The 13,612-nt window shown below is 51.1% G+C and carries 13 protein-coding genes; 5 read left to right on the top strand and 8 right to left on the bottom strand.

The window, feature by feature from the left end; translation table 11 throughout:
* Nucleotides 1-105 precede the first annotated feature (105 nt).
* Complete coding sequence (gene phoB, locus ACIDF8_RS13770; RefSeq protein ID WP_412011182.1) at nucleotides 106-813, bottom strand: phosphate regulon transcriptional regulator PhoB; 708 nt, start codon at nucleotides 811-813, stop codon at nucleotides 106-108.
* A gap of 267 nt (nucleotides 814-1,080) precedes the next feature.
* Here phoB and ACIDF8_RS13765 point away from each other — a divergent pair, with 267 nt between their 5' ends.
* Genes ACIDF8_RS13765 through nusB form a run of 3 tightly spaced genes read left to right on the top strand, consistent with a single transcriptional unit; the run spans nucleotide 1,081 to nucleotide 3,620 of the window.
* Nucleotides 1,081-2,643, top strand: coding sequence for an OFA family MFS transporter (locus tag ACIDF8_RS13765; RefSeq protein ID WP_412011209.1), 1,563 nt, complete (start codon nucleotides 1,081-1,083; stop codon nucleotides 2,641-2,643).
* 60 nt (nucleotides 2,644-2,703) lie between these two features.
* Nucleotides 2,704-3,153 carry a 6,7-dimethyl-8-ribityllumazine synthase gene (gene ribH / locus ACIDF8_RS13760; RefSeq protein WP_194749293.1) on the top strand — a complete coding sequence of 150 codons (450 nt, stop codon included), beginning with the start codon at nucleotides 2,704-2,706 and terminating at the stop codon, nucleotides 3,151-3,153.
* Nucleotides 3,150-3,620: a transcription antitermination factor NusB gene (gene nusB / locus ACIDF8_RS13755; protein WP_412011181.1), complete on the top strand. Its 471-nt coding sequence runs from the start codon at nucleotides 3,150-3,152 to the stop codon at nucleotides 3,618-3,620. The genes ribH and nusB overlap by 4 nt, the downstream gene beginning before the upstream one ends.
* Nucleotides 3,621-3,704: 84 nt before the next feature.
* Here the strand turns inward: nusB and ACIDF8_RS13750 are convergent, their stop codons facing one another.
* From ACIDF8_RS13750 to ACIDF8_RS13730, 5 genes are all read right to left on the bottom strand, one after another.
* Entirely contained in the window at nucleotides 3,705-4,445 is a 741-nt protein-coding gene (locus tag ACIDF8_RS13750) for a UDP-2,3-diacylglucosamine diphosphatase (RefSeq protein WP_412011180.1), read from the bottom strand.
* Nucleotides 4,446-4,448: 3 nt separating this feature from the next.
* Nucleotides 4,449-4,943 carry a peptidylprolyl isomerase gene (locus ACIDF8_RS13745; RefSeq protein ID WP_412011179.1) on the bottom strand — a complete coding sequence of 165 codons (495 nt, stop codon included), beginning with the start codon at nucleotides 4,941-4,943 and terminating at the stop codon, nucleotides 4,449-4,451.
* 42 nt (nucleotides 4,944-4,985) lie between these two features.
* Nucleotides 4,986-5,513: a peptidylprolyl isomerase gene (locus ACIDF8_RS13740; protein WP_412011178.1), complete on the bottom strand. Its 528-nt coding sequence runs from the start codon at nucleotides 5,511-5,513 to the stop codon at nucleotides 4,986-4,988.
* A 35-nt stretch (nucleotides 5,514-5,548) separates the two neighbouring features.
* Nucleotides 5,549-6,676, bottom strand: a complete 1,128-nt coding sequence (locus ACIDF8_RS13735) for a L,D-transpeptidase family protein (protein ID WP_412011177.1) — start codon at nucleotides 6,674-6,676, stop codon at nucleotides 5,549-5,551.
* 240 nt (nucleotides 6,677-6,916) lie between these two features.
* Complete coding sequence (locus ACIDF8_RS13730) at nucleotides 6,917-8,089, bottom strand: tetratricopeptide repeat protein (protein WP_412011176.1); 1,173 nt, start codon at nucleotides 8,087-8,089, stop codon at nucleotides 6,917-6,919.
* A gap of 267 nt (nucleotides 8,090-8,356) precedes the next feature.
* Here ACIDF8_RS13730 and cysS point away from each other — a divergent pair, with 267 nt between their 5' ends.
* Nucleotides 8,357-9,718, top strand: a complete 1,362-nt coding sequence (cysS, locus tag ACIDF8_RS13725) for a cysteine--tRNA ligase (protein ID WP_412011175.1) — start codon at nucleotides 8,357-8,359, stop codon at nucleotides 9,716-9,718.
* A gap of 36 nt (nucleotides 9,719-9,754) precedes the next feature.
* Complete coding sequence (argJ, locus tag ACIDF8_RS13720; protein ID WP_412011174.1) at nucleotides 9,755-10,981, top strand: bifunctional glutamate N-acetyltransferase/amino-acid acetyltransferase ArgJ; 1,227 nt, start codon at nucleotides 9,755-9,757, stop codon at nucleotides 10,979-10,981.
* Between the two features lie 162 nt (nucleotides 10,982-11,143).
* Here the strand turns inward: argJ and arfB are convergent, their stop codons facing one another.
* Both arfB and ACIDF8_RS13710 read right to left on the bottom strand, forming a co-directional pair.
* Nucleotides 11,144-11,545, bottom strand: a complete 402-nt coding sequence (gene arfB / locus ACIDF8_RS13715) for an alternative ribosome rescue aminoacyl-tRNA hydrolase ArfB (protein WP_412011173.1) — start codon at nucleotides 11,543-11,545, stop codon at nucleotides 11,144-11,146.
* Between the two features lie 19 nt (nucleotides 11,546-11,564).
* Nucleotides 11,565-13,511 carry an ATP-dependent DNA helicase gene (locus ACIDF8_RS13710; protein WP_412011172.1) on the bottom strand — a complete coding sequence of 649 codons (1,947 nt, stop codon included), beginning with the start codon at nucleotides 13,509-13,511 and terminating at the stop codon, nucleotides 11,565-11,567.
* Between the last annotated feature and the right edge of the window lie 101 nt (nucleotides 13,512-13,612).

Genomic DNA, 13,612 nt, shown 5'->3' with positions numbered 1-13,612 from the left:
TGCCATTTTGAAAACGAAATAGGCGCAAGCGTATCACGTCACCCTGCGAGATGGTAGAGCAAGACCGCTGGTCTTGCCCGCATTTTATTAAATCAGGAAAACGGCTTATTGTGTACCGGGATCGGTATGCACGGAAAAACGATAGCCAGAGCCACGTACCGTTTGGATCATTTCCTGGTGATTGGAGGCCACCAAGGCGTTGCGTAGCCGACGGATATGCACATCTACGGTACGGTCTTCTACAAAGACGCGGTCTCCCCACACCTTGTCCAGCAACTGGGTACGGCTATGTACGCGCTCTGGGTTAGTCATGAAGAAATGCAGCAGTTTGAATTCGGTTGGCCCTAGCGGGATATGAACATTATGGCCAGTGACACGATGCGTGGTTGGGTCCAGATGCAAGCCGGCGATTTCAATTGGATCGTCTGTCATCTGCGGCGCGCGTCTGCGCAATACAGCCTTTATGCGTGCATTCAACTCACGCGGACTGAACGGCTTGGTCACATAATCATCGGCACCCACTTCGAGGCCACGGACCTTGTCAAACTCGTCACCACGGGCAGTGAGCATAATAATTGGCACTTCCTTGGTCAGGTTGTCAGACTTCAACCTGCGCGCAAACTCGATGCCACTCATACCTGGCAACATCCAGTCCAGCAAAATCAGGTCCGGCATGGTTTCGCGTAATAACATTTGTGCATGTTCAACGCTGGTGGCGCGGATGGCATGATGCCCCGCCTGTTTGATATTCAACGCCAGCAATTCCTGGATCGCTGGTTCGTCTTCTACCACCAAAATATTCGCTGCAGCCATGACACTCCCTTCGAGCAATATTGAGATCAAACTACTTAATTGAATGCTCGCCAGTTTATGAATGAATTATGACATTTTAATGACAACATCACATAAATTTAATCCTGGCGATTATTGCCTTTTGGGCCAAATTGTAACAACATGTAACAGACGTAAATAAGGGGCTTTATCTTGATTAATCTTTCCAAAGAACACATTACAGCCGGCAATCAGTTCAATCGCTGGCTGGTACCGCCTGCTGCATTGGCAGTACATCTTTCAATAGGCATGGCCTATGGCTTCAGCGTGTTCTGGAAACCGTTGGGCAACGCTTTGACTGGGCCAGATGGCAAACCTGTCGCAGCCTGTGCTGCAGGGGCTGCAACCTTTGCAGACAAACTCGCCGGGACAGCAAAAGCATTGACTGCCACTGATTGTAACTGGACCCAATTTGACCTGGGCTGGATGTATACCTTGTTTTTTGTCTTGCTCGGCTGCTCGGCAGCGGTGTGGGGCGGCTGGCTAGAACGTGCAGGCCCGCGCAAAGCTGGCTTGGTCGCCATGCTTTGCTGGTGCGGTGGTTTACTGATCTCTGCGCTAGGCATACATCAGCATCAACTGTGGATGATGTGGTTAGGCAGCGGTGTAATTGGGGGAATCGGACTTGGCCTGGGGTATATTTCGCCCGTCTCCACCCTGATCAAATGGTTTCCTGATCGTCGTGGCATGGCAACAGGCCTGGCAATCATGGGCTTTGGTGGGGGTGCCATGATAGGCTCACCACTGGCGACTAAACTCATGGGTATGTTCGCGACACCGACTGACCCCGGCGTCTGGCAAACCTTTGTCGTACTCGCCTTAATTTATGCCGTGTTCATGACATTAGGGTCGCTTGGTTACCGTGTACCCGCTGCCAACTGGAAACCTGCAGGCTGGACGCCGCCAGATGTGCAACACAACCGCTTTGTAGCCACCCGGAATGTCCATTTAAAAAATGCACATAAAACCCCGCAGTTCTGGCTGTTATGGCTGATTTTGTGCATGAATGTATCCGCAGCCATCGGCATCATCGGCGCCGCAGCGCCCATGTTGCAAGAGACTTTTGGCGGTGTCCTGATTGGTCAGCCACAGCTGGGCTTTGCCGAGATCAAGGCTGACGAAGCATTAACCGCTGCTGCAGCCGCAGTCGGCGCGGGCTTTGTCGGGCTGATTTCGCTCTTCAATATTTTTGGCCGTATCGGCTGGGCCACCTCCTCTGACAAACTCGGCCGCAGAACCACTTACTTCATCTTTTTTGTGTTGGGCATCATGATGTATGTCTGTGGCACTTATGCAGCCAACCATCATCAACTGGCGCTGTTCTTGCTGGTGTTTTGCGTCATCGCCTCCATGTACGGCGGCGGCTTTGCCACCATTCCAGCCTACCTGGCAGACTTGTTTGGCACGCAGTTCGTGGGCGCGATTCATGGCCGTTTGCTCACCGCATGGTCTACGGCAGGCATTCTCGGGCCTGTGATCGTCAACTATATGCATGACGTGAGACTGGAGGCCAAGATTCCATATGCAGACATTTATGCACCTATCTTTATCACGCTGGCTGCATTGCTTGGGGTGGGCTTCATCGCCAACCTGCTGGTCCGTCCGGTGGCAGACAAATACTTCATGTCTGACAGCGAACTGGCGGCAGAACAGCAAAGCGGCAAAAAACAGGGGGATAGCAAAGCGCAGATCGTTGAAGAGGGTGTCAAAACACCAGCCATCCTGGTAAAACTGGCCTGGTTAGCGGTACTGATTCCTATCAGCTACGGTATCTGGATGACCATACAAAAGGCTTGGTCTCTGTTCGCATAATCCGCAAAGCAGCCGTTTGGGTTAAAATAGCATTTTTATGTGTTAATCCACGGACTTAATGTGAACAAAATTGCCCAAAATCTGGACGGTACCGGTAAAAAAATCGGTATCGTTCTTTCCCGTTTTAATGACAACATCGGTGCCGGTTTGCTCAACGCCTGCGAACAGGAACTGCTCAAACTGGGCGTCGCAGCTGAAGACATCACTCTGGCCAGCGTCCCTGGCGCACTAGAAACGCCTCTGATTCTGCAACACATGGCATTGTCAGAAAACTTTGATGCGCTGATTGCATTAGGCGCAATTATCCGTGGCGAGACCTATCACTTTGAAGTCGTTTCCAATGAATCGGCACGCGGCATTTCCGAAGTACAGCGCGACACCGGCGTCCCCGTTGCTAACGCTATCCTGACCACTGAAAACGACGAACAGGCCGAAGCCCGCATGGCAATCAAAGGCGCTGAAGCGGCACAAGTGGCGATTGAAATGGCCAATCTGGTGAACGCACTATGAGTGCTGATCAGGCAGCCCCGAGCAAAAGCAAAGGCAGTAAAAACCGCCGCAAATCGCGCGAACTGGCCCTCAAAGCACTCTACCGCAACCGCATGAATGCAGGCGACGTCAAACAACTGCGCTTGGACAGTTTGGATGATCCAGATTATTTCAAAGCGGACGAAGCCTACTTCAAGCAGTTGCTAACCGGCGTGCTGGAGCAGACCGCCCAGATCGACGCCATGATCAGCCAGTTTATTGACCGCCAACTCGAAGAGTTAAGCCCGATTGAACATGCTATTTTGCGTATTTCAGGCTATGAATTGATGTTTGATGTCTCTATCCCGTATCGCGTCGCCATTAACGAAGGCGTAGAGCTGGCGAAAGCCTATGGCGGAATAGACGGCCATAAATACATCAATGGCGTCTTGGACAAAGTCGCCGCACAAGTCCGCCCGCATGAGTTTGGACAACAGAAAAAAAAGTAATTCTCTGATGGTTAGGTATTAAGATTTACATAAAAAACAGCGCTAAATGCGCTGTTTTTTATGGCTTGCTAGACTAGATTACCCTTACAACGATAACGTCACTAACTGCATCGTCTGTGCGTCCAGACGCGCCACCACCGCTGTTTCATGCCAATCCCCCAACACCCAGCGCTCACAAGCATGGCCGTCTACCGTGAGTGCGTGAACCGCTGGCCGGTGTGTATGGCCATGCAATAATACTTCTGGATATTGGTGATCACGGATCAACTGCGCTACAGCATCAGCATTGACATCCATAATGTGCATGCTCTGACTGGCTTTATTTTGAGCGCTTTGCTGACGGGCATTTTGCGCAAAGGCAATACGGGCCGCCAGAGGCTGGGACAGGAACGCTTGCTGCCAGGCCGGACTGCGCACCTGCTGACGGAACTGCTGGTAAGCGACATCATCCGTACATAGGGCATCGCCATGACTTAACAGAATGCTTTTTTCAGCCAACTGCACTTGTACAGGGTCTGTGAGCAAAGTGAGGCCGCAAGCCTGGGCAAAAGCATCGCCGATTAAAAAGTCCCGGTTACCATGCATTAAATAGAGCTGAACACCTTGCGTGGATAAAGCACGGAGTGCCTCGATCACCGGTAGAAATTCGTGGCCATGTTCGGCATCCTGCAGGAGATCATCCCCGACCCAGACTTCGAAAAAATCACCAAGAATATACAGTGCCTTCGCCTGACTGACCTCGGTATGCAACCAATGCAAAAAAGCCTGCGTTACCGCAGGCCTTTGCGCACATAAGTGCAGATCAGAAATGACCCAGGTGGTCATGCCTTAGGCAACCACAACCGCTTTTTCAATCACAACAGGCTCAACAGGCACATCCTGATGGCCAGCACGGCTGGCTGTTTTAACCGCTTTGATTTTATCCACGACGTTCATGCCTTCGACAACTTTGCCAAATACGCAATACCCCCAACCTTGCGTGGTCGGCGCGCTGAAGTTCAAGAAGTCGTTATCTTTCACATTAATAAAAAATTGGGCAGATGCAGAATCTGGCACCATGGTGCGTGCCATGGCAATGGTATATTTGTCATTGCTGAGACCGTTATCAGCTTCGTTTTTGATAGGCGCATCTGTAGGTTTTTGCTTCATGTCGACATCAAAGCCACCGCCTTGAATCATGAAGTCATTAATCACGCGATGAAAAATCACGCCATCATAAAAACCTTTTTCTACATAGCTCAAAAAATTGGCAACCGTGATTGGGGCCTTTTCTGCATTGAGTTCTAGCGTGATATCGCCAAAGTTAGTCGTCAATTTGACCAAAATATTCTCCATTAATGAAAGGTTGTGACACTCAATTAAACCTTAATTGACTATCGTTGCACGTTTGATAATGACTGTACGGATAGGCACATCCGAGAAGCCGCGCTGGTTACCTGTGGGCAGGTTGCTGATTTTAAAGACGACATCCATGCCAGATACTACTTTGCCAAACACACAGTAGCCAATACGGTCTGGCTCCGGGCTGGTGTAATCCAGAAACTGGTTATCGGCCACATTGATAAAAAATTGCGCGGTGGCTGAATTGGGATCGGGGGTACGTGCCATGGCGATGGTCCCCGTTTGGTTAACCAAGCCATTCGCTGCTTCATTCACAATCGGTGCGCGGGTCGGTTTCTCGGTCAACTCACGGTCAAAACCACCCCCCTGGATCATGAACCGGCCAATCACCCGGTGAAAAATGGTATTGGTATAAAAGCCATCTTTCACATACTGCAAAAAGTTGTCCACGGTTTTCGGGGCCTTGTCATGATAGACCTCCACCGTAAAATTGCCCTGGTTGGTTTCAAACATTACCTGTGTGGCCGCCACCGCGAGGTTAACAGCCAACATCAAACAAACACCTACAATTTTTGACAACAAACGCATTAAGCTGACCCTTCGTAGAGAATTTTCCATTCACCGTTTTCCTGTACCCAGTATTGCCGTTTTTTCATGACATTCCTGAGTGCAGGGCTAATATATTCCTGCTCAAAATCTACGACCACCATATTGCGCTTGGCGTTCGGGTAAGTGAACATACTGACCTCAGACAAATTAATATTGACCTTGGGTTTGCCCGCCTGAATCTGGCGTTTGTAGCTGGCCCATTTGGACAAATCGCCGTCCGAATAAAAGAAATCTGAGGTGTAATGTGCCAGATATGCCTCGGTATTTTGCGCCACCCAGTCTTTGCGCCAACGCTCAATGGCTTGTTTGAGATCCGCTTTGGCTCGCTCTTGTTGCCGGGCCGATTCTGGCGTGACCCATTGAAAGTCCACACCAATGACTACCGGTGTATTGCCCGCCTGCAAAATGCCTTGTAAGGCCTGCATATCAGGATTGGACAGCACCACACATCCATCACTAGCACGGGGTGGGCGGCTATAAGTATCGCTTGGCGTGCCATGAATCCAGATACCGGAACCGGTCTTACGCTCGTAGCTATCTATTTCATTGGGGTAATTGAGCGGATAAGCCGCATCACCATATAAGTCTGGCAACGGACGGTTCAGTTTGCGGGAGGCAAAATAAACCCCAATAGGCGTGCGTTTGTCGCCCTGATCCTTTTTACCGATGCCGTTTTTACCAATGGTGACGTAGTAGTCAGCGATATACTTGAGCTCGTTATCATGGCCTTTTTCGTAAACATAGACCCGTGAGCGTGCAGTATCGACAAATAAGACATGGCTTTGCTTCTCGGAAAGCTCCACCAGCATATTGGGTTGGGTTAAGCCACGATTGCGGTCGAAGTAATTGCGGATGCGGATTTCCGCTTCTTCTTTGAAATCCTGAATACGGCTGACGTCCGCCACATGGGCATCACCAAAGTTGTGAAGTATCCTGGCTTTAGCAGATAACAAATCGCCATGAATCAAGTGCGCCAGTGCAAAATTGGGAGAAATAGCGAGCAACTGGTCAACATAATCCAACGCCTGCTGCAGGTGCCCTTCTTTGATGGACTGCAAAGTCTGCACCAGCATGCGTTCTACCGCATTGGTGTTTTTGTTTTGCATGAACAATCGGGCGGTTAACGCCTCATGGTTAACCGCCGTTGCATTCCAGGGCAAAAGCGCAGCGCTGACAAACGCAATACAACAGTACTTTCTCAACCGACACATACCATGATTATACAATTGTTTCAGTAAAAACCCGTGCGCTTAGGCCATCAGACATCGCAGCATGGCTTGAACTTCACTCAACACACAAAACCGCTTACACACGACCTCAATTGGACACCAAAGCAAGCTAAAAATTTAGAACTTGCCTACACGCTCTTGCTGAATCAACCAGCGACCACCTTCTTTAACCATATTGAGCGTTTTATTGGAGTTTGCATCCAAACCGGTTGCTTTATAGGCCTGACGGAAAGTCACTTTGGCCTTGCTGTCGCCCTCAAGACGGACGTCAATATTGCTCAGCTTGACTGAAATCTTACTTGGCCGGCTCACGCGGTCACGTCGTGTGGACTCCCATTGTTTACGGGGTTCGCCTGCAGGGGTTTTAAAGTCTTTGGCATAACTATTCAGGTAGCGTTCCACATTTTGCGCAGCCCAGGCATCCGCCCAAGCATTGACAGCCTCCAGTACCGCCCGCTCCAATTGCGCATCAGACTTATTGTCGGCAGACTTGGATTCTACTGGCTTGGATTCAACCACTTTAGGCTCTGCCGGCTTAGTTTCTACCGGTTTAACCTCTTGTGGTTTGACGTCTTGTGGCTTCACCTCTACGACCGCAGGCTTTTTCGTTTCCGTGACAGTTGTATTATTCGTCGCTGGCGCTGTTGCCAATGGCGGCGTGACTGCATTCGATGGATTCACCGGAGGATTGCTGACTGGCGGCGTTACCGATGGAGTCGTTGCAGAAGGCACAGCCGTAGCAGGCCGCGCCTGTGCACGTTTGCCGCCAAACAAATCTGTAATCATCGCCAGTTTGTTTTGTGCACGGCTGTTAGAGGTATCCAGCTTAAGTGCCTTGTCATAGGCCTCAGAAGCCAAACGCGCATAAATATCCCCCAGGTTTTCATGGGCCGTCGCATAGCTAGGATGTGTTTTGATCGCCGACTCCAGCGCTTTTCTCGCCTTGTCGTATTGCCCCTGGTCAGCATACAGCACGGCCAGGTTATTATACGGCTCGGGCAGACTAGGATATTTGTCAGTCAATTCGGTAAAAGCCTTGATCGCTTCGTCCCGCTTACCCAGCTCGACCAGAATCACGCCACGCATAAACATGGCCTCGGCATTTTTCGGGTTGGCTGCCAAATAGTTGTTCACCCGATCCAGCGCTGCTGCCTGATTCCCCTGCTCAGAGAGCTGGTTAATTTCGCGCAACTCAACATTGGTTTGCCCAGCCAATACGGCATTGGAGAAAGCGGCTTGACTTAAAAAGACGCCAAGCACTAGTAAATATTTTTTTAATGTTGCATTCATGAGCTATTACCTGGGTAATCGTTGATTTTTATCAGTATGTTATACTCGGATTGTACTAGAGACAGTGCAAAATTAGGTGAATATGCAGGCGAATTACACATCATTTTGTGTTTAGCGTCGCCTCAACCACAACAGCCTGATCAAGCAAGGTGGCATTTAGCGGTTGCTTGAAGGCAAAGTGCGTAGCAGGCCTGCTTAACACCAATTAAACACCAGAATATTTTTGCTAATTTTATCACGCATCCATCCTCCGTCCATTTCATTCGCATGCTAAAACTTTACAACACCCTTACACGCAACAAGCAAGACTTCAAGCCTATCGAGCCTAACCAAGTAAAGATGTACGTTTGTGGCATGACTGTCTATGATTTTTGCCATCTGGGGCATGCACGGGTCATGGTGGTGTTTGATATGGTAGCGCGCTGGTTGCGTGCCAGTGGCTATCAGGTGACTTATGTACGCAACATCACCGATATTGATGACAAAATTATCAAACGTGCCAATGAAAATCACGAAACCATTCAAAGCCTGACGCAGCGCTTTATTATTGCCATGGATGAAGACTCCGCCAAACTTGGCATTCTGCGCCCCGACCTCGAGCCACGTGCCACCGAACATGTGCAAGGCATGCTGGACATGATCAGCAAACTCATAGACAAAGGGCTTGCTTACCAGGCACAAAATGGCGACGTGTTCTATAAAGTCCGTAGCTTTAATGACTACGGCAAGCTTTCTGGCAAGAGCCTGGAAGACCTGCGCGCCGGTGAACGGGTCGAAGTCGATAGTTTCAAACAAGACCCGCTGGACTTTGTATTGTGGAAATCCGTCAAACCTGGCGAACCTTATTGGGAATCCCCCTGGGGCAATGGCCGCCCCGGCTGGCATATTGAATGTTCAGTGATGAGTGCCGCCCATCTTGGCCAACACTTTGATATTCACGGCGGTGGGCAGGACCTGCAGTTCCCGCATCATGAAAACGAAATTGCCCAATCTGAAGCCACCCACGACTGCACCATGGCCAATTACTGGATGCACAACGGCTTTGTGCGGGTGGATGATGAAAAAATGTCCAAATCGCTGGGTAACTTTTTCACCATCCGTGAAGTGCTGGAAAAATATGACCCTGAAGTTGTGCGCTTCTTTATTCTGCGCGCCCATTACCGCAGCCCACTCAACTACTCAGACAAACATCTAGACGATGCAAAAGCCTCATTGACCCGCCTATACACGGCTTTGCGCGGCATCGCAGCCGAGGCCTGTGAGATTGACTGGCAACAACCACAAGCTGCAAAATTCCAGGCAGCCATGAATGACGACTTCAACACCCCTGAAGCCATCGCAGTCTTGTTCGAGCTTGCAAACGACCTGAATAAAGATAAATCTGCCGCAACTGCCGCATTATTGAAACAATTAGCTGCAATTATCGGCTTGCTACAGCGCGACCCGGAAAGTTTTATGCAGGGAGACGCCGCGAATAGCGACCTGGATATCGAAGGACTAATCAGCGCGCGCATCGCTGCAAAAACTGCCAAAAACTATGCTGAAGCGGACCGCATCCGCAAAGCACTTGCAGATGTCGGCGTGATTCTGGAAGATACCCCGCAAGGTACGACTTGGCGTCGTGGCTGATTAACCATTATTAATGATAAGAACAAAGGAACTTGGATGCCCGTTAAATTAACTGCTCCCGCTGCCGGAACCCTACTGCCTGTCAAAGGCGTCAAGCTTGGCTTTGCCCAGGCCCACATCCGCAAACCCAACCGTAAAGACGTGTTGGTGATGACCTTGCCTGAAGGTAGCAGCGTGTCTGGCGTCTTTACCTTGAACCGTTTTTGTGCGGCGCCGGTGACCGTATGCAAAGAGCACCTAACCCTGAACAAAGGCATTCGTGCGCTATTGGTGAATACCGGTTGTGCAAATGCGGGCACAGGTCAGCAAGGATTGGATGACGCCCGCGCCAGCTGTATCGGTGTGGCGCAAGCGCTCAACCTCAGCCCGGAACAAGTGCTGCCGTTCTCAACCGGTGTAATTCTGGAAACGTTGCCGATGGATCGCCTGCTGGGCGGCATCCCACACGCCGTCGCTAATCTGCAGGAAGATAACTGGTTAAACGCTGCCGAAGCGATCATGACCACCGACATCGTCGCCAAAGGCACTTCACGCCAGTTAACCATAGGCGGCAAGCAAATCACTATCACCGGCATCAGCAAGGGGTCCGGCATGATCCACCCCAACATGGCGACCATGCTCGGCTATATCGCAACCGATGCGGCGATTGCACAATCCGCGCTCGATAGCATCATTCAATATGCCGTGAACAAATCATTTAACTGCATCACGGTAGATGGCGATACCAGCACCAACGACAGCCTGATCCTGATGGCCACCGGCGAAGCTGGCAATGCACTCATCACTGAACAAAGCCCTGAGTTTGCAGCCCTGCAAGCGGCCTTGACTGAGGTTGCGATTGAACTGGCGCAAGCGATTGTGCGGGATGGTGAAGGCGCCACCAAATTCATGACGATTCAGGTAGAAGCGGGCAAAGATGAAGCGGAATGCCGCAAAGTGGCTTACGCCATTGCGCACTCGCCCCTGATCAAAACCGCTTTCTTTGCCTCCGACCCTAATCTGGGCCGCATTTTGGCAGCCATCGGCTATGCAGGCATCGATGACCTGGATGTCAACACCATGCAACTCTATTTGGGTGATGTCCTGGTGGCAGAAAAAGGCGGACGTGCAGCGAGCTATGTTGAAGAGCAAGGCGCCGCAGTCATGAAGGAAAGCGACATTCTGGTACGCGTGGTATTGAATCGCGGCGCGGCGAATGCAACCGTATGGACCTGTGACTTCTCTTACGACTATGTAAAGATCAATGCAGATTACAGATCCTAAAGCGTCGCTGCTTGGATCACTGCCCGAGTGAGTCACGCCCACAAAAAAGCCATCTCAACAGCACCTGCGCGTTGTGATGGCTTTTTTATGTTGCGTGTTTCGTGTTGCCTGCGTAAAAGTCTTGGCAAAAAAACAGAATGAGTGAGCAACAATATCCCTTGCTTACCCCTCATCCACCACTTTTCCCCTGCCCTGTTTAACGACCCCACGTAACAATTTTCCTGTGACCCGTCTTTTTTTCGAGGCCAATGTGGGGCGGGTTGCATAGCGCACCGCATGCACATGACTGGCCGTCTCAATAATGGCATGCAAGCGTGCTACTGCATCGCGCTTATTGGCCTCTTGCGTGCGGTATTGCTGCGCTTTGATCACCAACACACCTTGGTCAGTGATGCGCTGATCTTTGCTATTTAACAATCTGTTTTTAACTGCCTCACTCAAACTGGAAGCATGAATATCAAACCGCAAATGGATAGCTGACGAGACTTTATTGACGTTTTGCCCGCCTGCACCCTGGGCGCGAATCGCAGTCAGGGTATATTCATGGGCGGGGATCTCAGGCATGATGCGCAATCCTGACAACTCAAGAAGGCCCGTTAATCAGGGTAAAAAAGTCTTCCACCTCTTGTTGCACACGGGTGCGTTTGAACGGTGGCAGACTTTGCCAGATGCGGCGACCATAAGGTTTATCTACCAGGCGCGGGTCGCAAATCATCAACACCCCTACATCCTGCTCATCACGAATCAGGCGCCCGGCGCCTTGCTTGAGCGTAATCACTGCATAGGGTAGTTGATATTCCATAAAGGCATTCTTGCCTTCGGCGTTCATTTTGTCGATGCGGGCAGCCAGGACCGGATCATCGGGTGGGGCGAACGGTAGTTTGTCGATGATGACGCATGACAGCGCCTCACCGCGCACGTCTACGCCCTCCCAAAAGCTTTGCGAGCCAACCAGGACGGCATTCCCATGACTGCGGAAGCGGTCCAGCAATTCGGTACGGTTGCTCTCACCTTGTATCAGCAGAGGATAATGGAGGCCAAGCGCTTCAAACGCATTTTTGAGCAACGCATGCACTTCGCGCATGGCCTTCAGCGAGGTACACAGCACAAAAGCACGGCCACGGCTCGCTTGCAGCACCGGCAAGCTCACCGCAGCGACCGCAGCAGCATAAGCGCTGCTATTAGGCTCAGGCATCCCTGTAGGCACGTAAAGTAACGCTTGCTGGCCGTAATCAAATGGACTTTGCCAGTGCCGGGTTTGCGCTGCCAACAGCCCCATCTGGCTCTGGTAATGGCTAAAATCACTTTTAACGGCCAGCGTGGCTGAGGTAAAAATCCAGGCACGCGGCTGCGCATTGAGTTGCTTGCCAAAACCATCAGCGACGCTGAGGGGCGTCGCATGCAATTGCACACTTTGGCTAAACACCTCGACCCAACGGACGAGATTGGCGTGATTGCCTTTGAGCCAGGCTTCCATCAGCGCCAGTAACGCCTCACCACGTTGCCAGCACTTTTCCAGCAGCGGATCACGACCAGCTTGGGTTTCCAGCACGGCGGTGAGGGTGGCGAGCGTCTCCAGCATGCGCTGAAATGCCTCCTCAAAATTCTTCAGGGTTTGCGCCTTTTGTGCCGGCATACGTGCACCTTCAAACTGGAACACCAGCCTGAAATCACGGCAGGCTTTCTCCAACGGCGGCACGGCCTCACTCAGGGCAACGCAATCTTTGGCCAGACTCAGGTACGCCATCTGGCTGTCGCGGGCCAGATCCACCAGCTGCGAAGTAGAAATATCCTCACCGAAAAACAACCCTGCGACTTCAGGCAGCTGGTGCGCTTCGTCAAACACCACCGTATTCGCACTGGGCAACAATTCAGCCACGCCCTCATCGCGCAGCATGACATCCGCAAAAAATAAGTGATGGTTCACCACTACCACATCGGCCGCCAATGCCTGCTTGCGGGCTTCCATGACAAAACATTGCTTGTAAAACTGGCAGTCCTGGCCAACACAGTTGTCGCGGGTGGAGGTCACTTGTTGCCAAACGGTCGCTTGTTCCGGCACTTCGACTAACTCAGCTTTATCGCCCGTCTGGCTATGTTCAGCAAAGCTTTGCAGGATAGGAATATATTGTGCGTCTTCGCGCGACTGAAAGCGGCCTTCTTGGCTAGCACGTTGTAAGTGATAATGGCAGAGATAATTGGCGCGCCCTTTGAGCATGGCAACAGACACGGGTACTTTGAGCGCTTCGCGTACCGCTGGCAAATCCCGCTGAAAGAGCTGATCCTGCAAAGTTTTGGTGCCGGTGGAAACAATGACCTTGCCACCGGACAATAAGGCGGGGACCAGGTAAGCATAAGTTTTGCCAGTACCAGTACCGGCTTCTGCCACCAATTGCTGTTGTTGTTCAATCGCTTCGGCAATGGCCAGTGCCATTTCCTGTTGCTGCGGACGGCTGCGGAAGTTAGGCATGGCTAGTGCCAAAGACCCGTTTTCTGAAAATGCCGAACTGACTTGCTGCGCTAAAGACATGCGCAATTATCCCATGAGCCCCACTAAAACAAACAGCACTTTTGCGACTTTTATGTAGTCAAGCAACACGCAAAAGACGCTTATTACTTGCATATCAATAT

This window comes from Methylophilus sp. 3sh_L (assembly GCF_046766015.1).
In the GTDB taxonomy this organism is placed as follows: Bacteria; Pseudomonadota; Gammaproteobacteria; order Burkholderiales; family Methylophilaceae; genus Methylophilus.
Note: the sequence above shows the minus strand (reverse complement) of the source record. Positions and strands in the feature narration are given on the sequence as shown.

Bases quoted from the DNA above. Each gene is read 5' to 3' on its own strand.
- phoB (WP_412011182.1), bottom strand. From the start codon at position 813: ATGGCTGCAGCGAATATTTTGGTGGTAGAAGACGAACCAGCGATCCAG.
- ACIDF8_RS13765 (WP_412011209.1), top strand. From the start codon at position 1,081: ATGGCCTATGGCTTCAGCGTGTTCTGGAAACCGTTGGGCAACGCTTTG.
- nusB (WP_412011181.1), top strand. From the start codon at position 3,150: ATGAGTGCTGATCAGGCAGCCCCGAGCAAAAGCAAAGGCAGTAAAAAC.
- ACIDF8_RS13750 (WP_412011180.1), bottom strand. From the start codon at position 4,445: ATGACCACCTGGGTCATTTCTGATCTGCACTTATGTGCGCAAAGGCCT.
- ACIDF8_RS13740 (WP_412011178.1), bottom strand. From the start codon at position 5,513: ATGTTGGCTGTTAACCTCGCGGTGGCGGCCACACAGGTAATGTTTGAA.
- ACIDF8_RS13735 (WP_412011177.1), bottom strand. From the start codon at position 6,676: ATGCAAAACAAAAACACCAATGCGGTAGAACGCATGCTGGTGCAGACT.
- ACIDF8_RS13730 (WP_412011176.1), bottom strand. From the start codon at position 8,089: ATGAATGCAACATTAAAAAAATATTTACTAGTGCTTGGCGTCTTTTTA.
- cysS (WP_412011175.1), top strand. From the start codon at position 8,357: ATGCTAAAACTTTACAACACCCTTACACGCAACAAGCAAGACTTCAAG.
- argJ (WP_412011174.1), top strand. From the start codon at position 9,755: ATGCCCGTTAAATTAACTGCTCCCGCTGCCGGAACCCTACTGCCTGTC.
- arfB (WP_412011173.1), bottom strand. From the start codon at position 11,545: ATGCCTGAGATCCCCGCCCATGAATATACCCTGACTGCGATTCGCGCC.
- ACIDF8_RS13710 (WP_412011172.1), bottom strand. From the start codon at position 13,511: ATGTCTTTAGCGCAGCAAGTCAGTTCGGCATTTTCAGAAAACGGGTCT.